At 71.1% G+C, this 23,947-nt stretch carries 24 protein-coding genes; 13 read left to right on the top strand and 11 right to left on the bottom strand.

The annotated features are described in order from the left end of the window. Nucleotides 1–39 precede the first annotated feature (39 nt). Entirely contained in the window at nucleotides 40–1,557 is a 1,518-nt protein-coding gene (locus V7Z98_RS03325; protein WP_334157113.1) for a cobyric acid synthase, read from the bottom strand. A 341-nt stretch (nucleotides 1,558–1,898) separates the two neighbouring features. Here V7Z98_RS03325 and cbiB point away from each other — a divergent pair, with 341 nt between their 5' ends. The 3 genes from cbiB to V7Z98_RS03340 are packed head-to-tail and all read left to right on the top strand — an operon-like array spanning nucleotide 1,899 to nucleotide 4,946. Next, nucleotides 1,899–2,924 carry an adenosylcobinamide-phosphate synthase CbiB gene (cbiB, locus tag V7Z98_RS03330; protein ID WP_334156985.1) on the top strand — a complete coding sequence of 342 codons (1,026 nt, stop codon included), beginning with the start codon at nucleotides 1,899–1,901 and terminating at the stop codon, nucleotides 2,922–2,924. Continuing rightward, on the top strand, nucleotides 2,917–4,023 hold the full coding sequence (cobD, locus tag V7Z98_RS03335; protein WP_334156986.1) for a threonine-phosphate decarboxylase CobD: 1,107 nt from the start codon (nucleotides 2,917–2,919) through the stop codon (nucleotides 4,021–4,023). The genes cbiB and cobD overlap by 8 nt, the downstream gene beginning before the upstream one ends. After that, nucleotides 4,020–4,946, top strand: coding sequence for a cobalamin-binding protein (locus tag V7Z98_RS03340; protein ID WP_334156987.1), 927 nt, complete (start codon nucleotides 4,020–4,022; stop codon nucleotides 4,944–4,946). The genes cobD and V7Z98_RS03340 overlap by 4 nt, the downstream gene beginning before the upstream one ends. Nucleotides 4,947–5,128: 182 nt before the next feature. Here V7Z98_RS03340 and V7Z98_RS03345 read toward each other — a convergent pair whose 3' ends face one another. Then, on the bottom strand, nucleotides 5,129–6,190 hold the full coding sequence (locus V7Z98_RS03345; protein WP_334156988.1) for an MBL fold metallo-hydrolase: 1,062 nt from the start codon (nucleotides 6,188–6,190) through the stop codon (nucleotides 5,129–5,131). A 77-nt stretch (nucleotides 6,191–6,267) separates the two neighbouring features. Next, nucleotides 6,268–7,758: a cryptochrome/photolyase family protein gene (locus tag V7Z98_RS03350; protein ID WP_334156989.1), complete on the bottom strand. Its 1,491-nt coding sequence runs from the start codon at nucleotides 7,756–7,758 to the stop codon at nucleotides 6,268–6,270. Between the two features lie 197 nt (nucleotides 7,759–7,955). Between V7Z98_RS03350 and V7Z98_RS03355 the strand changes: the two genes are divergently transcribed. From V7Z98_RS03355 to V7Z98_RS03380, 6 genes are all read left to right on the top strand, one after another. Then, a complete protein-coding gene (locus V7Z98_RS03355; RefSeq protein ID WP_334156990.1) occupies nucleotides 7,956–9,629 on the top strand; it encodes a DUF342 domain-containing protein in 1,674 nt (557 codons plus the stop codon). Between the two features lie 52 nt (nucleotides 9,630–9,681). After that, entirely contained in the window at nucleotides 9,682–10,281 is a 600-nt protein-coding gene (locus V7Z98_RS03360) for a YqgE/AlgH family protein (protein ID WP_442951806.1), read from the top strand. Beyond that, nucleotides 10,274–10,759, top strand: a complete 486-nt coding sequence (gene ruvX / locus V7Z98_RS03365) for a Holliday junction resolvase RuvX (protein ID WP_293263104.1) — start codon at nucleotides 10,274–10,276, stop codon at nucleotides 10,757–10,759. The genes V7Z98_RS03360 and ruvX overlap by 8 nt, the downstream gene beginning before the upstream one ends. Continuing rightward, complete coding sequence (gene pyrR, locus V7Z98_RS03370) at nucleotides 10,749–11,252, top strand: bifunctional pyr operon transcriptional regulator/uracil phosphoribosyltransferase PyrR (RefSeq protein ID WP_293263106.1); 504 nt, start codon at nucleotides 10,749–10,751, stop codon at nucleotides 11,250–11,252. Before ruvX ends, pyrR begins: the two co-directional genes overlap by 11 nt. A gap of 134 nt (nucleotides 11,253–11,386) precedes the next feature. After that, the gene (locus tag V7Z98_RS03375; protein ID WP_293263108.1) at nucleotides 11,387–12,376 is read left to right on the top strand and encodes an aspartate carbamoyltransferase catalytic subunit; all 990 of its coding nucleotides are present in this window, start codon (nucleotides 11,387–11,389) and stop codon (nucleotides 12,374–12,376) included. Nucleotides 12,377–12,378: 2 nt separating this feature from the next. Further along, nucleotides 12,379–13,659 (top strand): dihydroorotase, encoded by a 1,281-nt coding sequence (locus V7Z98_RS03380; protein WP_334156991.1) that lies wholly within the window; start codon nucleotides 12,379–12,381, stop codon nucleotides 13,657–13,659. Between the two features lie 264 nt (nucleotides 13,660–13,923). Here the strand turns inward: V7Z98_RS03380 and V7Z98_RS03385 are convergent, their stop codons facing one another. From V7Z98_RS03385 to V7Z98_RS03400, 4 genes are read right to left on the bottom strand one after another with little or no spacing between them, the layout of a single operon-like run. After that, entirely contained in the window at nucleotides 13,924–14,181 is a 258-nt protein-coding gene (locus tag V7Z98_RS03385; RefSeq protein WP_442951810.1) for a DUF167 domain-containing protein, read from the bottom strand. Between the two features lie 59 nt (nucleotides 14,182–14,240). Continuing rightward, complete coding sequence (locus V7Z98_RS03390; protein WP_293263112.1) at nucleotides 14,241–14,807, bottom strand: YggT family protein; 567 nt, start codon at nucleotides 14,805–14,807, stop codon at nucleotides 14,241–14,243. A 14-nt stretch (nucleotides 14,808–14,821) separates the two neighbouring features. Beyond that, the gene (proC, locus tag V7Z98_RS03395; protein ID WP_334156992.1) at nucleotides 14,822–15,643 is read right to left on the bottom strand and encodes a pyrroline-5-carboxylate reductase; all 822 of its coding nucleotides are present in this window, start codon (nucleotides 15,641–15,643) and stop codon (nucleotides 14,822–14,824) included. Further along, nucleotides 15,640–16,344, bottom strand: coding sequence for a YggS family pyridoxal phosphate-dependent enzyme (locus V7Z98_RS03400; protein WP_334156993.1), 705 nt, complete (start codon nucleotides 16,342–16,344; stop codon nucleotides 15,640–15,642). The genes proC and V7Z98_RS03400 overlap by 4 nt, the downstream gene beginning before the upstream one ends. Nucleotides 16,345–16,612: 268 nt before the next feature. Here V7Z98_RS03400 and V7Z98_RS03405 point away from each other — a divergent pair, with 268 nt between their 5' ends. The 3 genes from V7Z98_RS03405 (at nucleotide 16,613) to V7Z98_RS03415 (ending at nucleotide 19,460) form a co-directional block, all read left to right on the top strand. Beyond that, nucleotides 16,613–17,656 (top strand): type IV pilus twitching motility protein PilT, encoded by a 1,044-nt coding sequence (locus V7Z98_RS03405; protein ID WP_293263118.1) that lies wholly within the window; start codon nucleotides 16,613–16,615, stop codon nucleotides 17,654–17,656. 32 nt (nucleotides 17,657–17,688) lie between these two features. Next, on the top strand, nucleotides 17,689–18,825 hold the full coding sequence (locus V7Z98_RS03410) for a PilT/PilU family type 4a pilus ATPase (RefSeq protein WP_293263120.1): 1,137 nt from the start codon (nucleotides 17,689–17,691) through the stop codon (nucleotides 18,823–18,825). Between the two features lie 86 nt (nucleotides 18,826–18,911). Then, nucleotides 18,912–19,460, top strand: a complete 549-nt coding sequence (locus V7Z98_RS03415; protein WP_334156994.1) for a gamma carbonic anhydrase family protein — start codon at nucleotides 18,912–18,914, stop codon at nucleotides 19,458–19,460. Nucleotides 19,461–19,553: 93 nt separating this feature from the next. Here the strand turns inward: V7Z98_RS03415 and V7Z98_RS03420 are convergent, their stop codons facing one another. The 4 genes from V7Z98_RS03420 to V7Z98_RS03435 all read right to left on the bottom strand — a co-directional run bounded on the left by V7Z98_RS03420 (nucleotide 19,554) and on the right by V7Z98_RS03435 (nucleotide 22,611). Then, nucleotides 19,554–19,874 (bottom strand): c-type cytochrome, encoded by a 321-nt coding sequence (locus tag V7Z98_RS03420; protein ID WP_293263124.1) that lies wholly within the window; start codon nucleotides 19,872–19,874, stop codon nucleotides 19,554–19,556. A gap of 119 nt (nucleotides 19,875–19,993) precedes the next feature. Continuing rightward, entirely contained in the window at nucleotides 19,994–21,205 is a 1,212-nt protein-coding gene (locus V7Z98_RS03425) for a THUMP domain-containing class I SAM-dependent RNA methyltransferase (RefSeq protein ID WP_334156995.1), read from the bottom strand. 75 nt (nucleotides 21,206–21,280) lie between these two features. Further along, entirely contained in the window at nucleotides 21,281–21,706 is a 426-nt protein-coding gene (locus V7Z98_RS03430) for a CopD family protein (protein ID WP_334156996.1), read from the bottom strand. 38 nt (nucleotides 21,707–21,744) lie between these two features. Continuing rightward, complete coding sequence (locus V7Z98_RS03435; protein WP_334156997.1) at nucleotides 21,745–22,611, bottom strand: NAD-dependent epimerase/dehydratase family protein; 867 nt, start codon at nucleotides 22,609–22,611, stop codon at nucleotides 21,745–21,747. Nucleotides 22,612–22,905: 294 nt separating this feature from the next. Here V7Z98_RS03435 and V7Z98_RS03440 point away from each other — a divergent pair, with 294 nt between their 5' ends. Continuing rightward, nucleotides 22,906–23,940: a CDP-6-deoxy-delta-3,4-glucoseen reductase gene (locus tag V7Z98_RS03440; protein ID WP_334156998.1), complete on the top strand. Its 1,035-nt coding sequence runs from the start codon at nucleotides 22,906–22,908 to the stop codon at nucleotides 23,938–23,940. Nucleotides 23,941–23,947 lie beyond the last annotated feature (7 nt).

Here is a 23,947-nt window from a genome sequence, read left to right on the forward strand (position 1 = left end):
GCAGCCCGCATCCGGCGGGCCGCCCGTCGCCTCACACCATCACCCCCCGGCCAGAGCCCGCTCCGGCAGGCAGTCAGCCAGCAGCGTCAGGTCCAGGTGTTCGGCGATGCTAGTCGCCAACCGGTCCAGGTCGGCTTCGCGCCGGGCGGCCAAATCCACCGTCTGAAAGCCGCTCTGCGCCCCGTCCCGGCCACTGCCTTGGGCCGCCCAGGCGAGCAGGGCGGTCAGGGCCTGGGGATCGTCGAACAGGCCGTGGCAGTAGGTGCCGAGCACCTGGCCGTCCTCGGAGATGGCCCCGTCCGGCCGGGGCAGCACCATGCCCGGCGCCGACAGCCACACCGCCGGCCGGCCGCAGCCCGGCCCCCGGGTGACGCCCATGTGGATCTCGTAACCCTGCACCGCCGCCCCGTCGGGCACCCCGGGCAGGCCCTTGAGGGCCAGCCGGCCGGCCACGTTGCGCAGCTGCTTTTCCGCTTCCAGGGTGGTTTCCACCTCCAGCCCCCCCAGGCCGGAACGGCTGCCCGGCGCCCCTTCCAGTCCCTGGGGGTCGTGCAGCCACTCGCCCAGCATCTGGTAGCCGCCGCACAGGCCGATCACCTTGCCGCCGTAGCGCAGGTGGCGCTTCAGGTAAGGAATCCAGCCCTGCTCCTCCAGCCAGGCCAGGTCGGCCTGGACCGCCTTGGAGCCGGGCAGCACCACCAGGTCCGCCGGGGGCGGGGTCTGGCCCGGGCCGATCCAGCGGAAATCCACCTCCGGATGCAGGCGCAGGGGGTCCAGGTCGTTGTGATTGGACACCCGGGGATAGGCCGGGGCGATCACCGTCAGCTTGGGCGCCACCTTGGCCACGGTGGCGGTGCCCAGGGCGTCCTCGGCGTCGAGGAACAGGCCGTGCAGGTAGGGCAGCACCCCCAGTACCGGCTTGCCGGTGCGCTCTTCCAGCCAGCGCAGGCCGGGTTCGAGCAGCGAGATGTCGCCGCGGAAGCGGTTGATGACGAAGCCGCGCACCCGGGCCTGCTCGGAGGGCGAGAGCAGGTCCAGGGTGCCCACCAGGTGGGCGAACACGCCACCCTTGTCGATGTCCGCCACCAGGATCACCGGGCAGTCCACCGCCTCGGCGAAGCCCATGTTGGCGATGTCCCGGTCGCGCAGGTTGATCTCCGCCGGGCTGCCGGCCCCTTCCACCAGCAGGCATTCGTAGGCCCGGGACAGGCGGGCGTGGGATTCCAATACCGCCGCCATGGCCCGGGTCTTGTAGGCGTGGTAATCCCGGGCGTCCAGGTCGGCCACCGGGTGGCCATGCACGATCACCTGGGCGCGCCGGTCGGTGGTGGGCTTGAGCAGGATCGGGTTGAAGTCGGTGTGGGGCTTGAGGCCGGCGGCCAGGGCCTGGAGGGCCTGGGCCCGGCCGATCTCGCCGCCGTCCTCGGTGACCGCCGCGTTGAGCGCCATGTTCTGGGATTTGAAGGGCGCCACCCTCACCCCGCGCCGGGCGAACAGGCGGCACAGCCCGGCCACCACGGTGCTCTTGCCGGCGTCCGAAGTGCAGCCCTGGACCATCAGGGTGGGGATGCGCGGGGCAGGCGGGGTGGCGGGGGAATCGGCAGGAGCGGTGGAAGACATGGTCATTGCGGCAGCGAAAGCGAAAGCGGGATCGGGACTGGGGCGAAAGGGCGGCGGCATGGCGCGCCGCGCTGGATGTCGGTGGAAAAACCCCCGCAGCGGGGGCAAAAAACCGGGGCCCGGCCGCCAACCGGCGGGCAAATCCGCTGAAAAGCGGCCCGGGGAGGCGATAATGACGGCCCGCGCCGGCGCCGAATCCGTTTTAATCCGTTTTCCGGAATTCGGCGGATCTCTCGGATCGCCACGCCCGGCATCATTTCCAACGCCCCGATTGTCGCATGACTGCCGCCCTGCCCTCCTGGCCCGTCCTTCTCTCGCCCCTGCTCCTGCCGCTCCTGGCCCTGGCCGGCTGGGCCCTGGACCGCCGCTTCGGCGAGGTCGGCCGCTGGCACCCGCTGGTGGGCTTCGGCACCCTGGCCCAGCGCATCGAGGCCCTGTTCAACCCCCTCACCGCCGTGGCCGAGGCCACCGGCCACGAATTGCGCGGCGGCCGTCCCCTGGGCATCCTGGCCTGGGCGGTGGCGGTACTGCCGCCGGTGGCCCTGGCGGCCTGGCTATGCGCCCAGCCCTGGCTCGGGGCGGTCTTCCACGCCCTGTGCCTGTACTTCGCCCTGGGCCAGCGCAGCCTGGCCGAGCACGGCGCCCGGGTGGCCGACGACCTGGCCCGGGGCGACCTGGCCGCCGCCCGCACCCACGTGGGCTGGATGGTTTCCCGCGACACCTCGAACCTGGACGAATCCGGCGTGGCCAAGGCCGGGGTCGAATCCCTGCTGGAAAACGGCAACGACGCCGTGTTCGGCGCCCTGTTCTGGTTCCTCGTGCTGGGCGGCCCCGGCGCCGTACTGTTCCGCCTGGCCAACACCCTGGACGCCATGTGGGGCTACCGCACGCCGCGCTTCCTGCGCTTCGGCTGGGCCGCGGCGCGCATCGACGACCTGCTCAACTGGGTTCCCGCCCGGCTCACGGCCCTGACCTACGCCCTGCTCGGCGACCGGGCCACCGCCCTGGCCTGCTGGAAGACCCAGGCGCCGGCCTGGGACAGCCCCAACGCCGGGCCGGTGATGGCTGCCGGCGCCGGCAGCCTGGGTGTGCAACTGGGCGGCGCCGCCATCTACCACGGTGTCGAGGAAGTCCGCCCGCCCCTGGGGGCCGGCCGCACCCCGGACCGCCGCGACCTGGGCCGGGCCCTGGTGCTGATCCGGCGCAGCGCCGGCCTGTGGCTGGCCGCCGCCCTGCTGCTCGGCGCCGTTGCCGTGCTCACCCGCGTCACCCTGGCCGCCCTGGCGGGAGGCGCCCATGCTTGAGCACGGCGGCCGCCTCCACGCCGCCAGCCTGCGCTACGGCATCCCTCGGCAGGACTGGCTCGACCTGTCCACCGGCATCAACCCGGCGGTCTACCCCCTGCCGACCATTCCGCCGGAAGCCTGGCAGCGTCTGCCCGAGGGCGACGACGGCCTGGAAGCCGCCGCCCGCGCCGCCTACGGCGCCGACCCGGCGGCGGCCCTGCTCGCCCTGCCCGGTTCCCAGGCCGCCATCCAGGCCCTGCCGGCCCTGCGCCCGGCCAGCAGCGTGGCGGTGCTCGCCCCCACCTACGCCGAGCACCCCTACGCCTGGGAAACCCGGACCGGCCACGGGAGCAGCCACCGCCTCGCCACCTTCGCCGCCGACGGGCTGCTGGAGGCCGCCGCCCGCCACGACGTGGTGGTGCTGGGCAACCCGAACAACCCGGACGGCACCCGCTTTTCCCGCGCCGCCCTGCTCGACGCCGCCCGCCTTCTCCAGGCCCGGGGCGGCTGGCTGGTGGTGGACGAGGCCTTTGCCGACGCCGACAGCCTAGCGGGCGGTGCAGATGCCACCGATGCCACGGACGACGGCTCGGTGGCCCCCTTCGCCGGTTCGCCGGCCTACCCGGGGCTGATCGTGTTGCGCTCCCTGGGCAAGTTCTACGGCCTGGCCGGCGCCCGGGTCGGCTTTGTCCTGCTCGCCCCGGCCCTGGCCGCCCGCCTGGCCGAGGCCCTGGGCCCCTGGCCGGTGGCCGGCCCGTCGCGCTGGGCAGCCCGGGCCGCCCTAGCGGATGGGGCCTGGCAACGCCGCGCCGCCGCCGACCTGGGCCGCGCCGCCGCCCGCCTGGCGTCCCTGCTCGCCCCCCTGGGGCCAGTGGCCGGCTGCGCCCTGTTCCAGACCCTGACCCTGGGCCCGGAGCAGGCCACCGCTCTCTACGACCACCTGGCCCGGCGCGGCCTGCTGGCGCGCCTGTTCGCCCCCCAGGGCCGGGTGCGCTTCGGCCTGCCCTCGGCCACGTCGGCGGATTCCTGCGATTCCGGTGATCCCGCCGACCTCCCCCATTCCGCCGCCTGGCAGCGCCTGGCCCGGGCCCTCGACGACTTCAAGGCATTGCGATGATCCGCCTCCCCTTCCGCTTTTTCCCCTCCCGCGCCGTCCTGGCGGCCGCCGTCCTGGGACTCGTTGCCAACACGGCCGCCCTGGCCGCGCCGGTGAGCGTGGTGGACGACACCGGCCAGACCGTCACCCTGGCGGCCCCGGCCAAGCGCATCGTCAGCCTGGCGCCCCACATCACCGAGCTGCTCTACGCCGCCGGCGCCGGAGACCGGGTGGTGGCCACCGTGGAGCACAGCGACTATCCGGAAGCCGCCACCAAGCTGCCCCGGGTGGGCGGCTATTCGCGCATCGACCTGGAGGCGGTGGCCGCCGCCAAGCCGGACCTGGTGATCGCCTGGCAGAGCGGCAACGCCGTCGCCCACCTGGACAAGCTCAAGTCCCTGGGGCTGCCCCTGTTCCTGTCCCAGCCCAACCGCATCGAGGACGTGGCGACGAGCCTGGAGAAACTGGGCCAGCTGGCCGGCACCGCCCCCGCCGCCGAGGCCGCCGCCGACCGGTTCCGCCGCCAGCTGGCCGACCTGGACAAGCGCTACCGGCAGCGCCCCAAGGTGCGGGTCTTCTATCAGGTGTGGAAGCAGCCGCTGCTGACCGTGGGCGGCCACCAGATCATCTCCGACGTGATCCGCCTGTGCGGCGGCGAAAACGTCTTCACCAACCTGGACACCATGGCCCCCACGGTGTCGGTGGAGGCGGTGCTGGCGGCCAACCCGGAGGCCATCGTCGCCAGCGGCATGGGCGAAGAACGCCCCGACTGGCTCGACGACTGGAAGCGCTGGACGCGCGTCACGGCGGTGGCCCGGGGCAACCTGTTCTTCATTCCGCCGGCCCTGATCCAGCGCCACACGCCGCGCCTGCTGCAAGGCGCCGAGCGGCTGTGCGAACAGCTGGAAACCGCCCGTTCGCGCCGCCCGTCGGGCAAGCCCTGAGCACCCGGCCTATCGCAGTCACGTCACACCACGCCACACCACATCACTCCGACTCGCACCAGGAAAAACGCCCCGCCCGGAAACCCAGGCGGGGCGTTGTTCTTCATGGGCATTGGCCGGAGAACGAGACTGGGCGCCACTCTCCGCCACCGTCCTCTGGAGACGCCCTATTGGCGCGGGGCTCAGAACGACGCCGCTTCCGCCTCCAGGTAGGCCAGGCTGACGTACTTGCCGATGTTGTTGTCGAAGCCCTTGGTCTCGGCGGCCCGGGAGGCCACCCGGGGGTCCTTGAGCACCCGGGCCTTGGCCGCCTCCAAGGGCAGGCCGTCCTGCACCGCCTGGACGCAGGTTTCGTAGATGCCGGCGAACAGCTCCCGGTTCCATTGCAGCACCCCGGCCGAAGGCACCCCGTGGGCGGGAATCCACACCTTGGTGCGGGTGTTGGCGATGAGCATGTCGTAGGTCTTGAAGGTGTCCACGTAGGAACCGTCGTCCATGTTGGCGATGCGCCGGTCCATGGCGATGTCGCCGACGTGGGTCACCCCGTCCTCCACCACCTCGACGCTGATGTCGCCCGGGGTGTGGGCATGGCCCAGGTGGTGGAGGCGGAAGGTGCGGTCGCCGATGCGGAACTCCTGGCCGTGGTCCACCGCCGTGTTGGGCGGCACCACCCGGGTGCCGGCCGAGGCCAGGTTGGTCCAGCGCTCCATGGCGGCGCGCCAGCTTTCGCCCTCGTGGCCGCGGATGGCCTTGATGGTCTCGGCGTGGGCGTAGATCGGCAGGGAGTTTTTGCCCGCGCCGAAGGCGTCGACGAAGGCCTGGTTACCCAGGTAGTGGTCGCCGTGGTAGTGGGAATTGAAGATCGCCACCACCGGCTCGTCGGTGAGCCTCTTCAGCTGGCGGATGGCCATCTCGCCGATCTGCACCGAGGCGCCGGAATCGATCACCACCACGCCCTTGCCGGTGGAGACGAAGGTGACGTTGGCCATCATCCCGTGGTTCTCCGGGGTGGGGAAGCCGTCCGGCGCCTGGATCACCCAGACCCGGGGCGTCAGGCGCAAGGGGGCGATGTCGCGCACCGGCGGCCCCTTGACCGCCATTTTCATGTCCTCGGCGAAGGCCGACAGGCTGGGCCCCAGGGCCGCGCCGGCGGCCAACCCGGCGGCCAGGCCGAGAAAGCGGCGGCGCCCGGCAGGGGCGGAAGCAGGATCGGAATCGTTCAGGGGGCGTGGGGCGTGGGACATGGGGTCTCCGGACTATTGTGGTTATCAGGATCAGTAGTTTAGCTTTTTCTGATGCAACCGCCGCCCCGGGGCCGGCCCTAGCCCTGGCCGTCCGGCTCCGTTCCCCGCACCTTGGCAAAGCGCGCCAGGGTCGCCTCCCGGGCGCTGGCGTGGTCCACCACCGGGGCCGGGTAGTCCCGGCCGATCTTCACCCCGCAGGCCTCCTGCACCAGGGGCCCCATGGTCCACGGCGCGTGCAGGTGCTTGATCGGCACCGCCGCCAGCTCGGGCACGTAGCGGCGGATGAAGTGGCCCTCCGGGTCGAACTTCTCCGACTGGGTGACCGGGTTGAAGATGCGGAAGTAGGGTTGGGCGTCGCAGCCGGTGGAGGCCGCCCACTGCCAGCCGCCATTGTTGGCAGCCAGGTCGAAGTCGATCAGCTGTTCGGCGAAGTAAGCCTCCCCGCGCCGCCAGTCGATGCCCAGGTCCTTGGTGAGGAACGAGGCGGAGACCATGCGCAGCCGGTTGTGCATGTAGCCGGTCTGGTTGAGCTGGCGCTGGGCCGCATCCACCAGGGGGTAGCCGGTGCGCCCCGCGCACCAGGCAGCGAAGCGCTCCTCCGCGTCCGGCCCCTCGTCCCAGGCCAGAGCGTCGTACTCGGGGCGGAAGCAGGCGCCGACCACCCGGGGATGGCGGGCCAGGATCATGAAGTAGAAGTCGCGCCAGATCAGCTCGTTGAGCCAGGCCTGGGCCCCTTCGCCGCCGTCGCGCCAGGCCAGGCCGGCCAGTTCCCGGATCGACAGGGTGCCAAAGCGCAGGTGCACCGACAGGTAGGAGACGCCCTTCACCCCGGGGAAGTCGCGCAGGGCCTTGTAACGGGCCAGCCGGGGCAGAAAGTCGGCCAGCCGCGCCCGGGCGCCGGCCATGCCGGGCAGCACCTTCAGGTCCGCCAGGTTGGTGGGGGCGAAGCCCAGGTCGGCCAGGCTGGGCAGCGGTGAATCCAGTTCCGCCGGCGGCGCGGCCAGGATGCCGAAACCGGCCCCCTCGGTCGGGTAGGGGCGCAGGTAGAAGTCGCCCCCCGGGGCCGCCAGGCGTTTCAGCCAGGCGTTCTTGTAGGGGGTGAACACGGAAAACGGCGCCCCCCCCTGGGTAAGCACCTCGTCGCCGTCGAACACCACCTGGTCCTTGGTGGCGCCAAAGGCAATACCGGACTCGGCCAGTTCGGCGGCCACCCGGGCGTCCCGGGCGATGGCCGCCGGCTCGTAGTCCCGGTTGGCGAACACCGCCCCCGCACCCAGGGCTGCCGCCAGGCGGGGTATCTCGGTGGCGGCGTCGCCGTGGCGCACGATCAGCCCGCCGCCCTGGGCGCGCAGGGCGGCATCGAGCTCGGCCACGCTGCCGTGGATGAACTCCACCCTCCGGTCGTCCCGGGGCAGGGGGTCGAGGATCGGCCGGTCGAAGACGAAGGCGCAATACACCCGGCGGGCGGACTTGAGGGCACGGTACAGGGCGGCGTGGTCGTAGTCGCGCAGGTCGCGGCGGAACCAGACCAGGGCGGCGTCGGCGGACGGCGGCGGCAGGATCGGCATGGCAGGACGGAGGGGCTCGAAAAAACGGGTGGGCGGATTATCGCCCCGGCGCTGCACTGCGGGATGCGGCGGCGCGCAATAAAGGCCATACTTCAGCCCCAACAACGGCCGGCCCCCCAACGCCCGCCCCCGCGATCGAGGCGGCGCCAGGAGCGCCGCCGCAGCGCCGACAAGAGCGCACACAAGGAGAACCCACCATGGACGCCAGCACCGCCACGTCCCCCGCCGCCGGCAAGCTGCCGGGGCTTGCCTTCGCGCGGGAAGGGGGGACGGTCCTGGCCAGCTTCGACCCGACCCGGGGGCCGGCCATCGCCGACCCGGCCCAGGGGCCCGAAGCCATTGCCGCCGCCCTGGCCGAAGCCGGCTTCGGCGCCTGCCGGCCCAAGGAAGCCGCCATCCCGGTGCTGGCCCAGGCCCTGGCCCACGGCCAGTCCATCGCCGCCCTGCCGGTGGCCGACGCCCTGGATGGCGAGGTGCTGATCACTCTGGCCGAAGACCGCATGACCGCCTGGCTGGCCATCCGCCCGCCCCAGGGCGGCGCTCCGGCCGACGAGACGGCCATCCGCCGCGCCCTGAACGAGCGCAACGTGATCACCGGCATCGACGACGCGGTGATCCGCCTCGCCGCCGGCCTGGGCGAGAACGGCACCCGGGAGGCCTTGGTGGTGGCCGTGGGTCGCCAGCCGGTGCCCGGCGAGGACGGCCGCTTCGAATCCCTGCTGCCCGGCATGCGCTCCCGGGTGCCCCAGATCGACGCCAGCGGCCGGGTGGACTACCGCAACCTGGGCGACATCCAGACCGTCCAGCCCGGCGCCCCCCTGCTGCGGCGCGTCCATGCCACCGCCGGGGTGGCCGGCGAGACCGTCACCGGCCTGGCGATCCCGGCCAAGCCGGGCAAGGAGATGATGTTCGCCCCCAACCTGGCCGGCGTGGCGGTGGACCCGAACGACCCGGACCTGCTGGCCGCCACCCTGGTCGGCCAGCCGGTGGAGGTGCGCGGCGGGGTGATGGTGGAGCCCACCCACCGGGTGCGGGCGGTGAACATGGCCACCGGCAATGTCGTCTTCGAAGGCTCGGTGGCGGTGGAGGGCGACGTCCAGGCCGGCATGACCATCAAGGCCGGCGGCGACATCGAGATCGGCGGCACGGCTGAGGCCGTCATCCTGGAGGCCGGCGGCAACATCATCATCAAGGGCGGCGTGCTCGGCGCCCTGGGCCGCCCCGAATCCGAGGGCGGCAGCCGGCGCATCCGCTGCGAGGGCACCTTCACCGCCACCTTCGTCCAGCAGGCGGCCATCGAGGCCAGCGAGGCGATCATCATCGACGACGTGGCCCTGCAATGCCAGCTCTCCGCCGGCCAGCGCATCCTGGTCGGCGACAAGAAGCGCGGCCTGCTCGCCGGCGGCATCGCCCGGGCCGGGCTGCTGGTCCAGGCCAAGGTGCTCGGCTCCCCCTCCCACGCCGAAACCCGGATCGAGGTGGGGGTGCCCCAGGCGGTACTGCACGAACGCGCCAGCATCGCCCGCAGCCGGGAGGAAAAGGCCCGCCAGCTCGATCAGCTGGTGCAGTTGCTGGCCCTCGGCCAGAAGCAGCCGGAACGCCTGCCGCCGGGCTTCGTCGAAAAAGCCGGGCCGACCCGCCTGCGCCTCCTCGAAGAACTGGCCGAGCTGACCGCCCGGGACCAGTTCCTGCAACGCCAGGTGGAACTGGCCAGCGACGCCCAGGTGGTGGCGGCCAGCGACGTGCATGAAGGGGTGGAGGTGTTCCTGGCCGGCCAGAGCTACCGGGTCAAGGGCGAGCGCGGCCACGGCGGCGTATTCGCCCTGGACAAGGGCACCCTGTCCTGGCTGTTCGCCGTCCCTGGCAGTTGACCGGAACGCGCCGGATTTGGGGGGAACCCCGGGGCGGTTTACAATTCGGGACATGACCTCTCCCGGAACCCCGTCCACGCCCGCCGCGGCCAGCGCCAGCGGCCAGCTGACCGACCACTTCCTGATCGCCATGCCTGCGATGGCGGACCCCTATTTCGCCAAGAGCCTGGTGTACCTGTGCGAGCACAACGAGCGCGGCGCCCTCGGGCTGGTGGTCAACCGTCCTCTGGACATGACCCTGGCCGAGTTGTTCGAGAAGGTGGACCTGACCCTCGACGCCCCGGGCTTCGCCGCCCAGCCGGTGTATTTCGGCGGCCCGGTGCAGACCGACCGGGGCTTCGTCCTGCACCGTCCGGTGGGCGGCTTCCAGTCCACCCTGGCGGTGGGCGACAAGATCGGCCTGACCAGCTCCCGGGACGTGCTGCAATCCATCGGCGGCACCGGCGAGCCGGCCGAGGTGCTGGTGTCCCTCGGCTACGCCGGCTGGGGGCCGGGCCAGCTCGAGGACGAGATCATGCAGAACGCCTGGCTGACCGTGCCGGCGGACCCGGACGTACTGTTCGTCCTGCCCCCGGAAGAACGGCTCCCCGCCGCCCTGCAAAAGCTGGGCGTGAACCTGGCCTTCCTCGCCGGCGGCGCCGGGCATGCCTGAGCAGCCGGCCCCCGCCCCCCTCGCGCCGGCTCCGGCGCCCGCCTCCGCCCCTCCCGTGGTGCTGCCCGCCGGCACCCTGCTCGGCTTCGATTTCGGCGAAAAGCGCATCGGCGTGGCCACCGGCGAGACCCTGCTGCGCCAGGCCCACCCCTTGACCGTGGTCCAGGGCGAGCGGGTGGATGCCCGCTTCGCCGCCATCGCCAAGCTGATCGCCGAATGGCGCCCGGTGGGGCTGGTGGTGGGCCGGCCGGTGCACATGGACGGCACGCCCCACGAACTCACCGCCCGCTGCGAGCGCTTCGCCAACCAGCTCCACGGCCGCTTCCGCCTGCCGGTGGCCCTGGCCGAGGAGCGCCTGACCTCGGCGGACGCCGAATCCCGCCTCCACGAGGCCGGCCACTCCAGCCGCTCCGCCCGCCAGCACCTGGATGCGGTGGCGGCCCAACTCATCCTGCAAGGATATCTCGATGCTCTCTAAGCCCCTTCCCGACGCCGAAGCCCAGGTGGCCGAGCTGGCCGCCAAGATCCGCCCCGACCTGACCGCCGACACCGCCCTGGTGGGCATCTTCTCCGGCGGCGCCTGGCTGGCGGAACGGCTGCGCGAGGTGCTCGGCATCGACGCGCCGGTGGGCATGATCGACGTGTCGTTCTACCGCGACGACTTCGGCGAGAAGGGGCTGCATCCCCAGGTGAAGCCGACCTCGATCCCCTTCGAGGTGGAAGGCCGCCACCTGATCCTGGTGGACGACGTGCTATACACCGGCCGCACCACCCGGGCCGCCCTCAACGAAATCTTCGACTACGGCCGGCCGGCGGCGGTGGACCTGGCGGTCCTCGCCGACCGGGGCGGCCGCGAGCTGCCGATCGCCGCCCAGTACTGCGTCTGGGATGTGGAACTGGACGACGGCGAAGAGCTGATCCTGGAAAAGGACGAGGGCGGCACCCTCTCCTGGAAACTCGGCACCCTGTAGGCGCCGCCTCTTCACGCGGATTTGCCGACGACCGGATGGCGGAACGAACGCCGGGGCCCCACCAGGCGGCCCGGCCCGCGTCAGACGGTTGATGGAAAATCCCCCTCAGCCCCTGCTTTTTGCGAGACCGCCCAATGGCTGACCTGCTCTCCACCCCGCCCACCCCCGCCTCTCCCCAGCTCGGCGCCGACGGCCGGCTGCTGCACCTGCTGTCCACCGAGGGCCTGCCGCGGCAGACCATCACCCACATCCTGGACACCGCCAAGAGCTTCCTCGAGGTTTCGGACCGGGACGTGAAGAAGGTGCCGCTCTTACGCGGCAAGAGCGTCTTCAACCTGTTCTTCGAGAACTCGACGCGCACCCGCACCACCTTCGAAATCGCCGCCAAGCGGCTGTCGGCCGACGTCATCAACCTGGATGTGTCGCGCTCGTCCACGGCCAAAGGCGAGACCCTGCTCGATACCATCGACAACCTCTGTTCGATGCACGCCGACATGTTCGTGGTGCGCCACGCCACCTCCGGCGCCCCCTTCCTGATCGCCGAGCACCTGGCCCGCACCGGCCGCCACGACATCCGGGTGGTCAACGCCGGGGACGGCCGCCACGCCCACCCGACCCAGGGCCTGCTCGACATGTACACGATCCGCCACTACAAGGGTGACTTCGCCGGGCTGACCGTGGCCATCGTCGGCGACATCCTGCACTCCCGGGTGGCCCGCTCCGACATCCACGCCCTGCGGGCCCTGGGCTGCGGCGAGATCCGCGCCGTCGGCCCCAAGACCCTGCTGCCGGCCCACCTGGAGGCCCAGGGGGTGAAGGTCTTCCACAACCTGGAAGAAGGTCTCAAGGACTGCGACGTGGTGATCATGCTGCGCTTGCAGAACGAGCGCATGGATGGCGCCCTGCTGCCCTCCGCCTCCGAATACTTCAAGCGCTTCGGGCTGACCCCGGCCAAGCTCAAGCTGGCCAAACCCGACGCCATCGTCATGCACCCGGGGCCGATGAACCGGGGCATCGAGATCGACTCCGCCGTGGCCGACGGGCCCCAGGCGGTGATCCTCGACCAGGTCACCTTCGGCATCGCCGTACGCATGGCGGTGATGAGCATCCTGGCGGGGAACTGAACATGAGCCAAACCACCATGAAGATCGCCATCAAGAACGGCCGCGTGGTCGACCCCAGGCACGGCATCGACGCCCCCCGGGACCTGTTCATCGCCGACGGCAAAATCGCCGCGGTGCTGCCCGCCGGCCAGACCCCGGACGGCTTTGCCGCCGACCGGACCCTGGATGCGGCCGGCCAGCTGGTGCTGCCCGGCGTCGTCGATCTGGCCGCCCGCCTGCCCGGCCTGGAGCCGGAACTGGAAGCCGCCGTGGCCGGCGGCGTGACCCGCCTGGCCTGCCCGCCGGACAGCGATCCGCCCATGGACGAGCCCGAGCTGGTGGAACGCCTGGTGCGCCGCGCCCAGGACGCCGGCCTGGCCCGGGTCCATCCCGTCGGCGCCCTCACCCAGGGCCTGGCCGGCGAGAAGCTGGCCGAGATGGCCGGCCTGGCCGCCGAAGGCTGCGTCGCCTTCTCCCAGGCCAAGCGCGCCGTGCGCGAGAGCCAGTCCCTGCTGCGCGCCCTGCAATACGCCGCCACCTTCGACTTCCCGGTGTGGTGCTACCCACAGAACCTGTCCCTGGCCCGGGGCGGCGTCGCCCACGACGGCGAGGTGGCTGCCCGCCTCGGCCTGCCCGGCATCCCGGTGGTGGCCGAAACCGTGGCCATCGCCCAGATCGTCGAGTTGTGCCGCGCCACCGGCGTGCGCATCCACCTCACCCGCCTGTCCTCCGCCGCCGGCGTCGCCCTGGTGCGCACCGCCCGCGCCCAGGGCCTGCCCCTGTCCGCCGACGTGGCGGTGCATCACCTGCACCTCACCGACGAGGACATCGGCTTCTTCAACAACCTGACCCGGGTCGACCCGCCGTTGCGCACCGCCGCCGACCGGGCCGCCCTGCGCGAGGGCTTGGCCGATGGCACCCTGGCGGCGGTGTGTTCCGACCACACCCCCCTGGCCGACGACGAGCGCCAGGTGCCCTTCGGCGAAGCCACCCCGGGGGTCAGCGCCGTGGAACTGCTGCTCCCCCTGACTCTGGCCTGGGCCAGGGAGGCCGGCGTGCCGCTCGCCACCGCCGTGGCCCGCCTGACCTGCGACCCGGCCGCCTTGCTCGGCGTGGCCGGCGGCGACCTGGGGGCGGGCGCCCCCGCCGACGTGGTGCTGTTCGATCCCGAGGCCACCTGGACGGCCAACGCCGACACCCTGGTCAGCCGGGGCCGCAACACTCCCTTCCTCGGCCGCACCGTCACCGGCCGGACCAGCGCCACCCTGGTGGGCGGCCGGCTGGTCTATGCCCGCCAGGACTGAGGGCCGCCACTGACCTACCCCGTGGAAACCCGCGCCTGGCGCGGACCTCCACGGAGCACCCGCCAAACGCCAATAGGGGCGGGCATCTCCAGGCACATGCCGTGAAGATGCCCGCCCCTATTGGCTTTCAGGCAGGGTAGTAAATCGGAGAACAGGCGCCGTGCCGTGTGGGCCGGGCGATCAGCAGCTCCTGTTCTGGCCTGCTGGCAAGGCCGAGCAAACCAGTCCGCCCCAGCCCAGGCCCACCCCAGACTTAACCCGCCCTCAGCCCGCGTACAGCCGCCGCGCCCCGTCGGCCGGGGCGCCGTGGATTTCCACCACTTTCTGGCGCGAAGTCTGGCCGCTCTTCAGGGTCACCGCCGCCTTGGGCAGCCCCAGGATGTCGGCGACGAAGGCCAGCAGGCTGGCGTTGGCCTTGCCGTCCACCGGCGGGGCGGCCAGCTTGACCTTGAGCGCCTCGCCGTGAGGGCCGGCCACCTCGGTCTTCTTCGCTCCGGGCTGAACGTGGAAGGCCACGGTCACCGTGCCGTCCCGCCCGACCCGCCACCAGACGGGCGGGACCGCAGCGGCCGGGCTGCCGCTCACAACAGGGCCGGCAGCAGGCTGGCGCGCACCCCGGAGAGCAGCATCAGCACCACCTGGCCGGCCAGCAGGGCCACCAGGGGCGACAGGTCGATGCCCGAGATGGTCGGGATGATGCGGCGCAGGGGCGCCAGGATCGGCTCGGTCAGCTCGGCCACCGGCCGGGCCAGGGGCGCGTAGGGATTGACCCAGGAGAGGATGGCCTGGACCAGCACCAGGGCGATGAACACCACCACGGTCAGGTGGATCAGCTCCAGCACCCCGAACAGGGCCGCCGCCGGCAGCCAGCGCAGCACGTCGCCGCCGAGGACCAGGCCGAGTTGCAGCCCCTGCACCCCGGCCAGCAGCACCCAGGCCGGCAGCAGACTGGCCCAGTCGTAGCCGCCCACGCCGGGAATGACGCGGCGCAGGGGCAGCACCGCCCAGTTGGTCAGCTTGACGACGAACTGGCCGAGGGGATGGGCGAAGGACAGGCGGCGCAGCTGCATCAGGAAACGCAGCAGCATCAGGCCGGCGAAGAAGCTGGCCAGGGTGTCGATGAGGAAGAAGACGATTTGCAGCAGCATGGGCGCTCCCCGTCTCAGCCCTGGCCGAGCTGATCGCCCAGCTCCTTGCCCCGGGCGTCGGCCGCGTGCACCCCGGCGACGATGCCCTCCTTGACCCCCTTGGCGGCCATCACTTCCAGGGCGGCGAAGGTGGTGCCGCCCTTGGAGGTGACCCGCTCGCGCAGCACGCTGGCCGGCTCCGGGCTGCCGGCGGCCAGCTTGGCGGCGCCGAGCACGGTGCCGATGGCCAGCTGGCGGGCGGTTTCGGCGTCGAAGCCGAGTTCGGCCCCGGCCTGCTGCAAGGCCTCGATGAACAGGAAGACGTAGGCCGGGCCGGAGCCGGACACGGCGGTGACCGCGTCCATCTTGGCCTCGTCGTCGATCCACACGGTCTCGCCCACGGCGCCCAGAATGCGCGCCGCGGCGTCGCGCTGGGCGGCGCTCACCGCCGGGGCGGCCCACAGGCCGGTGATGCCGGCGCCCACCAGGGCCGGGGTGTTGGGCATGGTGCGCACGATCTTGGCGTGGCCACCCAGCCAGCGCGACAGGGCGTCGAAGCGCAGGCCGGCGGCGATCGACACCACCAGCTGGTCCTTGAGGTGGGCGGCCAGGGGGGCCACCGCCTCCTTCATGCTCTGGGGCTTGACCGCCAGCACCACCACGTCGGCGGCGGCCACCTCGGCGCCGGCCTGGCCGGCGGCTTCCCGGGTGGCGACGCCGAAGTCGCGGGCCAGGCGTTCCCGGTTCTCGGCGTGGGGTTCGATGACGGTGATGTCGGCACCGGCAAAGCCTTTGCCGGTGAGGCCGCCGATGAGGGCGTTGGCCATGTTGCCGCCGCCGAGGAAGACGATCTTCATTGTTCCAGTCCTTGTGGTTTCTTGCGTTCGCCAAAGATCGCCGTGCCGATGCGCACCATCGTGGCGCCCTCCATCACGGCGGCTTCCAGGTCGTGGGACATGCCCATGGACAGGGTGTCCAGGGCCAGCCCTTCCCGGTTGAGTTGTTCGAACAGCTGGCGCAGCCGCGCCAGGGGTTCGCGCTGGGCGGCCGCCTCATCGGCTGGCGCGGGAATCGCCATCAGGCCGCGCAGCGCGAGGTTGGGCAGGGCGGCCACGGCGCGGCACAGGGCCGGCGCTTCTTCGAGGGTGCAGCCGCTCTTGGTGTCCTCGCCGGAAACATTGACCTGGACGCACACGTTGAGCGGCGGCAGCCCCGCCGGGCGCTGGGCGGACAGCCGCTCGGCGAGCTTGAGGCGGTCGATGGAATGGACCCAGGCGAAGGTCTCGGCCACCGGCCGGGTCTTGTTGCTCTGGAGGGGGCCGATGAAGTGCCACTCCAGCCCCAGGCCGGCCAGCTGGCGCGCCTTGTCCACGCCTTCCTGGACGTAGTTCTCGCCGAAGGCGCGCTGGCCGGCGGCGGCGGCCTCGGCCACCGCTTCGGCCGGCATGGTCTTGGAAACAGCCAGCAAATCAATGCCTTCGGCATCCCTGCCGGCGGCGGCGGCCGCCTGTCGGATGCGCGCGCGCACGGCTTGCAGGTTGGCGGAAATGAACGTCATAATCGGCCGGATCGTCAGTACCGGCGCCCCGCCGCGCACGGCGCGAGCCCGGTGGAATCGGGGATGGGTCGGTGATCAACGGGGAGTCGGGGAAGTCTGGGGACTCGGGGGACTCCGCGTCGAACCCCTGGCCGGGGAATCCGGCCAGCCGCGAGTATACCCCGCCCGTCCCGCCGCTCCGGCGGCCGTTCTTCGCCCCCGTCGCCAACCCGCTCCGCCCTCGCCCGTACTGCCGCGCCGCCCTCCGGAATTCCCCTCAGGACCCACCATGGATATCACCGAACTGCTCGCCTTCGCCGTCAAGAACAAGGCTTCCGACCTGCACCTGTCCTCCGGGCTGCCGCCCATGATCCGGGTCCACGGCGACGTGCGCCGCATCAACCTGCCGCCCATGGAGCACAAGGACGTGCACGCCATGGTGTACGACATCATGAACGATGCGCAGCGCAAGACCTACGAAGAGCACCTGGAGTGCGACTTTTCCTTCGAGATTCCCGGCCTGGCCCGCTTCCGGGTCAACGCCTTCGTCCAGCAGCGCGGCGCCGGCGCCGTGTTCCGGACCATTCCCTCCAAGGTACTGACCCTGGAAGAATTGAACGCGCCGAAGATCTTCAAGGACATCTCCGAATACCCCCGGGGCATCGTGCTGGTGACCGGCCCCACCGGCTCGGGCAAGTCCACCACCCTTGCGGCGATGATCAACCACATCAACGAGAACGACTACGGCCACATCCTGACCGTGGAAGACCCGATCGAATTCGTGCACGAATCGAAGAAGTGCCTGATCAACCAGCGCGAGGTTGGGCCCCACACCCTGTCATTCAACAACGCTCTGCGCTCGGCCCTGCGCGAGGACCCGGACGTGATCCTGGTGGGTGAAATGCGCGACCTGGAAACCATCAGCCTGGCGCTGACCGCGGCGGAAACCGGCCACCTGGTGTTCGGCACCCTGCACACTTCGACGGCGGCCAAGACCGTGGACCGGATCGTGGACGTGTTCCCGGCGGCGGAAAAGGAAATGGTCCGGGCCATGCTCTCCGAATCGCTGCGGGCGGTGATCTCCCAGACCCTGCTCAAGACCAAGGACGGCACCGGCCGGGTGGCGGCCCATGAGATCATGATCGGCACCCCGGCCATCCGCAACCTGATCCGGGAGAACAAGGTGGCCCAGATGTATTCCGCCATCCAGACCGGCCAGCAGATGGGCATGCAGACCCTGGACCAGTGCCTGATGGACCTGGTGCGGCGCAACGTGGTCTCGGCGGCGGAAGCCAAGACCAAGGCCGCCAACAAGGACGCCTTCGGCATCTGAGCCGCACGGCCCCAACCCAAGGAACACGCAACATGGAACGCGACCAGGCCCTCAAATTCATGTACGACCTGCTCCGCCTGATGGTGGAGAAAAAGGGCTCGGACCTCTTCATCACCGCCGGCTTCCCGCCGGCGATCAAGATCGACGGCAAGGTCACCCCGGTGACCAACCAGCCCCTGACGGTGCAGCACACCGCCGAACTGGCCCGGGCGATCATGAACGACCGCCAGGCTGCCGAGTTCGAGGCGAAGAAGGAATGCAACTTCGCCATCTCGCCCTCGGGCATCGGCCGCTTCCGGGTCAACGCCCTGGTCCAGCAGGGGCGCATCGGCTGCGTGCTGCGCACCATCAACACCGCCATCCCCGACCTGGACGACCTGAAGCTGCCCCAGGTGCTCAAGGACGTGGCCATGACCAAGCGCGGCCTGGTGCTGTTCGTCGGCGGCACCGGCTCGGGCAAGTCCACCTCCCTGGCGGCCATGATCGGCTACCGCAACGAGCACTCCTACGGCCACATCATCACCATCGAGGACCCGGTGGAGTACGTGCACGAGCACAAGAACTGCATCGTCACCCAGCGCGAGGTGGGGGTGGATACCGATTCCTGGGAAGCGGCGCTGAAGAACACCCTGCGCCAGGCCCCGGACGTGATCCTGATCGGCGAAATCCGCGACCGGGAAACCATGGAGCACGCCATCGCCTTCGCCGAGACCGGCCACCTGTGCATGGGCACCCTGCACGCCAACTCCACCAACCAGGCCCTGGACCGGATTATCAACTTCTTCCCCGAGGAGAAGCGCCAGCAGCTGCTGATGGACCTGTCCCTCAACCTGCGCGGCCTGGTCTCCCAGCGCCTGATCCCGCGCCGCGACGGCAAGGGCCGCTCGGCGGCGGTGGAAGTGATGCTCAACTCGCCACTGATCTCAGACCTGATCTTCAAGGGCGAGGTGGCCGAGATCAAGGAGATCATGAAGAAGTCCCGGGAACTGGGCATGCAGACCTTCGACCAGTCCCTGTTCGACCTCTACGAGGCTGGCCAGATCAGCTACGAGGACGCCCTGCGCAACGCCGACTCGATCAACGACCTGCGCTTGCAGATCAAGCTCCACGGCAAGGAATCGAAGGACCGGGACCTGTCCGCCGGCATCGGCCACCTGGACATCGTCTGACCTGGCGCGGCGCCGGCCGCCGGCGCCGCCCTCCCCCTGCCGCAACACGCACTCCCATTCCCCGCGCCCCCGGGTGCCCCACCGCCATGCCCATCGCCCCCTACCTCGACCAGACGCCGCGCATCGGCGAACGGGTCTACCTCCACCCCTCCGCCCAGGTCATCGGCGACGTCGCCATCGGCCCGGACAGCTCGGTGTGGTGCAACACCGTGGTCCGGGGCGACGTGAACCGCATCGTCATCGGCGCATGCAGCAACATCCAGGACCTGGCCATGGCCCACGTCTCCCACCGCACGCCGCAAAAGCCCGAGGGCTCGCCCCTGATCATCGGCGACCACGTCACCGTAGGCCACGGCGTCATCCTGCACGGCTGCGTCATCGGCAACGAATGCCTGATCGGCATGGGCACCATCGTCATGGACGACGTCCACATCCCGGACCGGGTGATGATCGGCGCCGGCAGCCTGGTGTCCCCGGGCAAGACCCTGGAGAGCGGCATGCTGTACACCGGCCGCCCGGCCCGGCCGGTGCGCCCCCTGAGCGCCGAGGAGATCGCCTACCTGAAGTACTCCGCCGAGCACTACGTGCGGGTCAAGGACAACTACCGCAACGGCACGCCCGACGCCGCGCGCTGACATTCCGATCCCGGCACGAAAACACAGGCGCAAAAAAGCCGGCATCGCTGCCGGCTTTTTCGTTGCGGGCGCCCCGCTACGGGCGCGGGTGGATCACTTCAGGCTCAGGATCCACTTCGCCAGGGTCGTGGCCTCGGCATCGGAAACGCTGGCGTTGGCCGGCATTTCCGCACCGCCCCAGACGCCCTTGCTGCCGCCGCGGATCTTCTTCGCCAGATCGGCCTCGGCGCCGGCCGTGCCAGCGTACTTCTTGGCCACGTCCTTGTAGGCCGGGCCAAGCAGCTTCTTGTCGATCTGGTGGCAGCCGACGCAGAACTTGGCCTTGGCCAGGTCTTCGGACGCCTGGGCCGGCATGGCGACGAAAGCGGCGGACAGGGTCAGGCCGAGGGAGAGAGCGAGGGGAGCATGCTTCATGGATACCTCCGTGCGGGTCGTTGTTATGAATGCTGCATCAGCTTGCCCCAGCTGGCGCGGCGGAGCAAGCCCACGAAGGTTACAGGGGCATTCGTTACAGCGGCCTTCCCGCCACGCCGTTACTGGTCCAGGTCGTCCGCCGCCCAATCGGGCAGGTCGTCGTCCCGGGCCGGGGCTCCGGGCATGGCCGCCTCGCGCCGGTTGAAGCCGGCGACGATGCGGAACTGGTACAGGCGACATTCCAGCTTGCCGTTGTAGAGCGGCGTCTTGCGGTCCGGGCGCAGGCCGATCAGCTTGGGCAGGCGGGTATCCGACGAGAAGAAGCAGGCGGTCCAACCGGCGAACTCGGCCTTGAGGTGGTCCCCCAGCTCCGGGTACAGCTCGGCCAGCTCGTTGGCCTCACCGATGCGCACGCCGTAGGGCGGGTTGGTCACCCAGATGCCTTCGGCGGCGTGGGGGCGGATGTCCCGGGCGTCGCAGTGCTTGAGCTCCACCGCCCCTTCCAGGCCGGCGCGGCGCAGGTTGGCCTGGGCCTTGCGCAGCAGGCCGCCGTCGATGTCGCTGCCGACGATGGGCAGCTTGGTCAGGGGCTGCACCCTGGCCGCCGCCTCGTTGCGCAGGTCGCGCCAAATGGCCGGATCGAAGCTCGCCAGGCGCTCGAAGCCAAAGGTGCGGTTGAGGCCCGGGGCCTCGCCCTTGGCCATCTGCGCCGCTTCGAGCAGGAAGGTGCCGCTGCCGCACATCGGGTCGAGCAGGGCCATGCCCGGCTGCCAGCCGGACAGACGCAGGATGCCGGCGGCCAGGTTCTCCTTGAGGGGCGCTTCGCCGGTATCCAGACGCTCGCCGCGCTGCCACAGGGGGTTGCCCGAGGTATCCACGTAGAGGGTGGCCTCGTCCTCGGTGAGGTGCAGGGAGATGCGCACGTCCGGGTCCCGGGTGTCCACGCTGGGGCGGATGCCGGTGCTGGCGCGGAAGCGGTCGCAGATGGCGTCCTTGACCCGCAGGGTGACGAATTCCAGGCTGCGCAGCGGGCTCTTGGTGGCCACGGTGTCGCAGCGGATGGTCTGGCTCGGGTCGAAGATGTCGGTCCAGCTGATGCCCAGGGCCATCTTGTAGATGTCCTCTTCCCGGGTATAGCGGTTGTGGGCGATGCGCCACAGGATGCGGGTGGCCACCGACGAGTGCAGGTTGGCCCGGTAGCAGGCGTCCCACATGGCGGTGAACTGGGCCCCGCCGGGCACCTGGGTCACGCGCAGGGCGCCGGCGGCGGTCAGGTCCTCGACGAGCAGGGCTTCGAGCCCCCGGGGACAGGAGGCGAAAAATTGGAACACAGGCAGTCCTTATAGGGGTGGGCAATCAAAGCGAGGGCCAGGCAAGGCCGTCATCGCGTCGAGTGCGAAGCCGGATTAAAAGGGTTTGAGCACGACCAGGAACACCACCGCCACCAGCAGCAGCACCGGAATCTCGTTGAAGACGCGGAACCAGACGTGGCCGCGCAGTTCGGCGCCCTTCTGGAAGCGGCGCAGCAGCTGGCCGCAGAGCAGGTGGTAGGCCACCAGCAGCATCACCAGGAAGGTCTTGGCGTGGAGCCAGCCGCCGGGGAAGCGGTCGGCGCCGAAGCCGAACCACAGCCAGAAGCCCAGGCCCACGGCCAGGGCGCCGATGGGGGTGACGAAGCGGTACAGCTTGCCGGCCATGAGCAACAGCCGGTCGCGCTCGGCCACCGAGTCGACCGGCACCATGGCCAGGTTGACGAAGATGCGCGGCAGGTAAAACAGGCCGGCGAACCAGCTGACGACGAAGATCAGGTGCAGGGCTTTGATGGTGAGCATGGTCGGGGAGCGGTTGGAATGGTGGAAACGATGCGGGGTCAGGCGCGCCGCGGTGCGCTGGCGGCGGCGGCAGCCACCGCCGCCGCCAGGCCCTCGGCCACGGTGGGATAGATCAGGCGCAGGCGCAGTTCGCGTTTCAGGCGCCGGTTGGACAGGCGGCGGGATTCGTTCATGAACGACAGCAGGGCCGGCGACAGGGTCCGCTCGGCCTCGGCCCGGCCGATCCGGGGCGGGCGCGGCAGGGCGAAGGCCTCGGCCACGGCGTCGAACCAGTCGCCCATGGTCAATTCCGAATCGTCGCAGGCGTTCACCACCCGGCCGGGCCGGCCCCGGGCCAGGGCGGCGGCGCAGGCGGCGGCCAGGTCGTCGGCGTGAATGTGGTTGGTGTAGCCGTCCTCGCCGGGCAGCAGGGCCGGGGTGCCGCGCTTGAGCCGCTCCACCGGCAGCCGGTCGGCGGCGTAGATGCCGGGCACGCGCAGCACCGTGGCGGCCACCCGATTGCGTCGGGCGAAGGACCGCACCCGAGCCTCGGCATCCACCCGGCGTTTGCCCCGGGCGCTGTGCGGCGCCGCCGGCCGGGTCTCGTCGATGCGCGCCCCGGCGCAGTCGCCATAGACACCGCTGGTGCTGATGTAGACCAGCCGGTGCGGCAGGGTCAGGCCCCGGGCCAGGGCCGCCAGCAGCCGGGCGGTGCGCGGGTCGCGCTCGCCGGAATCCGGCGGCGGCGCCAGGTGCAGCACGTCCCCGGCCAGGCCGGCCAGGCGGCGCAGCGAGGCCGGCCGGTCCAGGTCGGCCACCACCGGCACGGCCCCCAGGGCGCGCAGGGTGGGGGCATCGGCCGGATCGCGGATCACCGCATACACCCGGTAGCGGCGCACCAGCAGCGGCAAGGCGCGGCGGGCCACGTCGCCGCTGCCGACCAGCAGCAGGCGGCGCTGCGGCGCGGGCCCCGGACGGCACCCGTGGAGCGCCGGGGCGGACGTGTGGCGCGGACCGGCGCACGGACGGCCATCTATCCGGGGCGCGGCCGTGGCAAAATTCACAGATTGCGCCGCCCCGGGCACCGGCACGGCAAGAGAAGGGAATGACGACATGGGGCCATTTTAGCCGATGGCGCCCGTCCCACTTTCCCCACCCCGCCGCGCCGCCGCCCGAACGCTGCTTTCTCCGCACCATCCTCCGCCACGCCGCCCGCCGCCATGACCTACAACGTCCGCATCGAACCCAGCCAGCACGCCTTCACCGCCGAGGAAGGCGAAACCCTGCTCGAAGCCTCCCTGCGCCAGGGCCTGCTGCTGCCCTACGGCTGCCGCGACGGCGCCTGCGGCGCCTGCAAGGGCGGCGTGCTGCAAGGCACGGTGGACCACGGCAAGGCCGCCCCCCACGCCCTCACCGACGCCGACAAGGCCGCCGGCAAGACCCTGTTCTGCTGCGCCACGGCGCAAAGCGACCTGGTGATCGAGTGCCGCGAGGTGCGCCGCGCCACCGACATTCCGGTGAAGACCCTGCCGGCCCGCCTGGAGGTGCTGACAAAACCCGCCGCCGACGTGGCCATCCTCAAGCTCAAGCTGCCCGCCGCCGAGCGCCTGCAATTCCTCGCCGGCCAGTACGTGGACGTGCTGCTGCCGGGCAACAAGCGGCGCAGCTTCTCCATCGCCAACGCCCCCCACGACGACGCCTTCCTCGAACTGCACGTGCGCCACGTGCCCGGCGGCCTGTTCACCGACAAGGTGTTCTCCACCATGAAGGAGCGCGACATCCTGCGCTTCAACGGCCCCCACGGCACCTTCTTCCTGCGCGAAGAATCCACCAAGCCGATGGTGCTGGTGGCCGGCGGCACCGGTTTCGCACCGATCAAGGCCCTGGTCGAGCACGCCCTCCACGAGGGCCTGACCCGGCCCATGGCCATCTACTGGGGCGCCAGGGACAAGGCCGGCCTGTACCTGGCCGACCTGCCGGCCGGCTGGGCCGCCGCCCACCCCCACATCAGCTTCGTGCCGGTGCTCTCCGAGCCGGCCGCCGGCGACGCCTGGGACGGCCGCACCGGCTTCGTGCACCAGGCGGTGCTGGCCGACTTCCCCGACCTGTCCGGCCACGAAGCCTACGTCTGCGGCGCGCCGGTGATGGTCGAGGCGGCCAAGCGCGACTTCGCCGCCGCCGGCCTGCCCGAGGACGCCTTCTTCGCCGATTCCTTCGAATTCTCGGCCGACGCCCTCAGCGCCAGCCCGGCCTGACCAACGC

The organism is Oryzomicrobium sp. (genome assembly GCF_036820405.1).
Lineage (GTDB): Bacteria > Pseudomonadota > Gammaproteobacteria > Burkholderiales > Rhodocyclaceae > Oryzomicrobium.

What these genes read in the sequence shown, in the direction of transcription:
- V7Z98_RS03325 (WP_334157113.1), bottom strand. Translation starts at nt 1,557, where the DNA reads ATGGTCCAGGGCTGCACTTCGGACGCCGGCAAGAGCACCGTGGTGGCC.
- cbiB (WP_334156985.1), top strand. Translation starts at nt 1,899, where the DNA reads ATGACTGCCGCCCTGCCCTCCTGGCCCGTCCTTCTCTCGCCCCTGCTC.
- cobD (WP_334156986.1), top strand. Translation starts at nt 2,917, where the DNA reads ATGCTTGAGCACGGCGGCCGCCTCCACGCCGCCAGCCTGCGCTACGGC.
- V7Z98_RS03340 (WP_334156987.1), top strand. Translation starts at nt 4,020, where the DNA reads ATGATCCGCCTCCCCTTCCGCTTTTTCCCCTCCCGCGCCGTCCTGGCG.
- V7Z98_RS03345 (WP_334156988.1), bottom strand. Translation starts at nt 6,190, where the DNA reads ATGTCCCACGCCCCACGCCCCCTGAACGATTCCGATCCTGCTTCCGCC.
- V7Z98_RS03350 (WP_334156989.1), bottom strand. Translation starts at nt 7,758, where the DNA reads ATGCCGATCCTGCCGCCGCCGTCCGCCGACGCCGCCCTGGTCTGGTTC.
- V7Z98_RS03355 (WP_334156990.1), top strand. Translation starts at nt 7,956, where the DNA reads ATGGACGCCAGCACCGCCACGTCCCCCGCCGCCGGCAAGCTGCCGGGG.
- V7Z98_RS03360 (WP_442951806.1), top strand. Translation starts at nt 9,682, where the DNA reads ATGACCTCTCCCGGAACCCCGTCCACGCCCGCCGCGGCCAGCGCCAGC.
- ruvX (WP_293263104.1), top strand. Translation starts at nt 10,274, where the DNA reads ATGCCTGAGCAGCCGGCCCCCGCCCCCCTCGCGCCGGCTCCGGCGCCC.
- pyrR (WP_293263106.1), top strand. Translation starts at nt 10,749, where the DNA reads ATGCTCTCTAAGCCCCTTCCCGACGCCGAAGCCCAGGTGGCCGAGCTG.
- V7Z98_RS03375 (WP_293263108.1), top strand. Translation starts at nt 11,387, where the DNA reads ATGGCTGACCTGCTCTCCACCCCGCCCACCCCCGCCTCTCCCCAGCTC.
- V7Z98_RS03380 (WP_334156991.1), top strand. Translation starts at nt 12,379, where the DNA reads ATGAGCCAAACCACCATGAAGATCGCCATCAAGAACGGCCGCGTGGTC.
- V7Z98_RS03390 (WP_293263112.1), bottom strand. Translation starts at nt 14,807, where the DNA reads ATGCTGCTGCAAATCGTCTTCTTCCTCATCGACACCCTGGCCAGCTTC.
- proC (WP_334156992.1), bottom strand. Translation starts at nt 15,643, where the DNA reads ATGAAGATCGTCTTCCTCGGCGGCGGCAACATGGCCAACGCCCTCATC.
- V7Z98_RS03400 (WP_334156993.1), bottom strand. Translation starts at nt 16,344, where the DNA reads ATGACGTTCATTTCCGCCAACCTGCAAGCCGTGCGCGCGCGCATCCGA.
- V7Z98_RS03405 (WP_293263118.1), top strand. Translation starts at nt 16,613, where the DNA reads ATGGATATCACCGAACTGCTCGCCTTCGCCGTCAAGAACAAGGCTTCC.
- V7Z98_RS03410 (WP_293263120.1), top strand. Translation starts at nt 17,689, where the DNA reads ATGGAACGCGACCAGGCCCTCAAATTCATGTACGACCTGCTCCGCCTG.
- V7Z98_RS03415 (WP_334156994.1), top strand. Translation starts at nt 18,912, where the DNA reads ATGCCCATCGCCCCCTACCTCGACCAGACGCCGCGCATCGGCGAACGG.
- V7Z98_RS03420 (WP_293263124.1), bottom strand. Translation starts at nt 19,874, where the DNA reads ATGAAGCATGCTCCCCTCGCTCTCTCCCTCGGCCTGACCCTGTCCGCC.
- V7Z98_RS03430 (WP_334156996.1), bottom strand. Translation starts at nt 21,706, where the DNA reads ATGCTCACCATCAAAGCCCTGCACCTGATCTTCGTCGTCAGCTGGTTC.
- V7Z98_RS03440 (WP_334156998.1), top strand. Translation starts at nt 22,906, where the DNA reads ATGACCTACAACGTCCGCATCGAACCCAGCCAGCACGCCTTCACCGCC.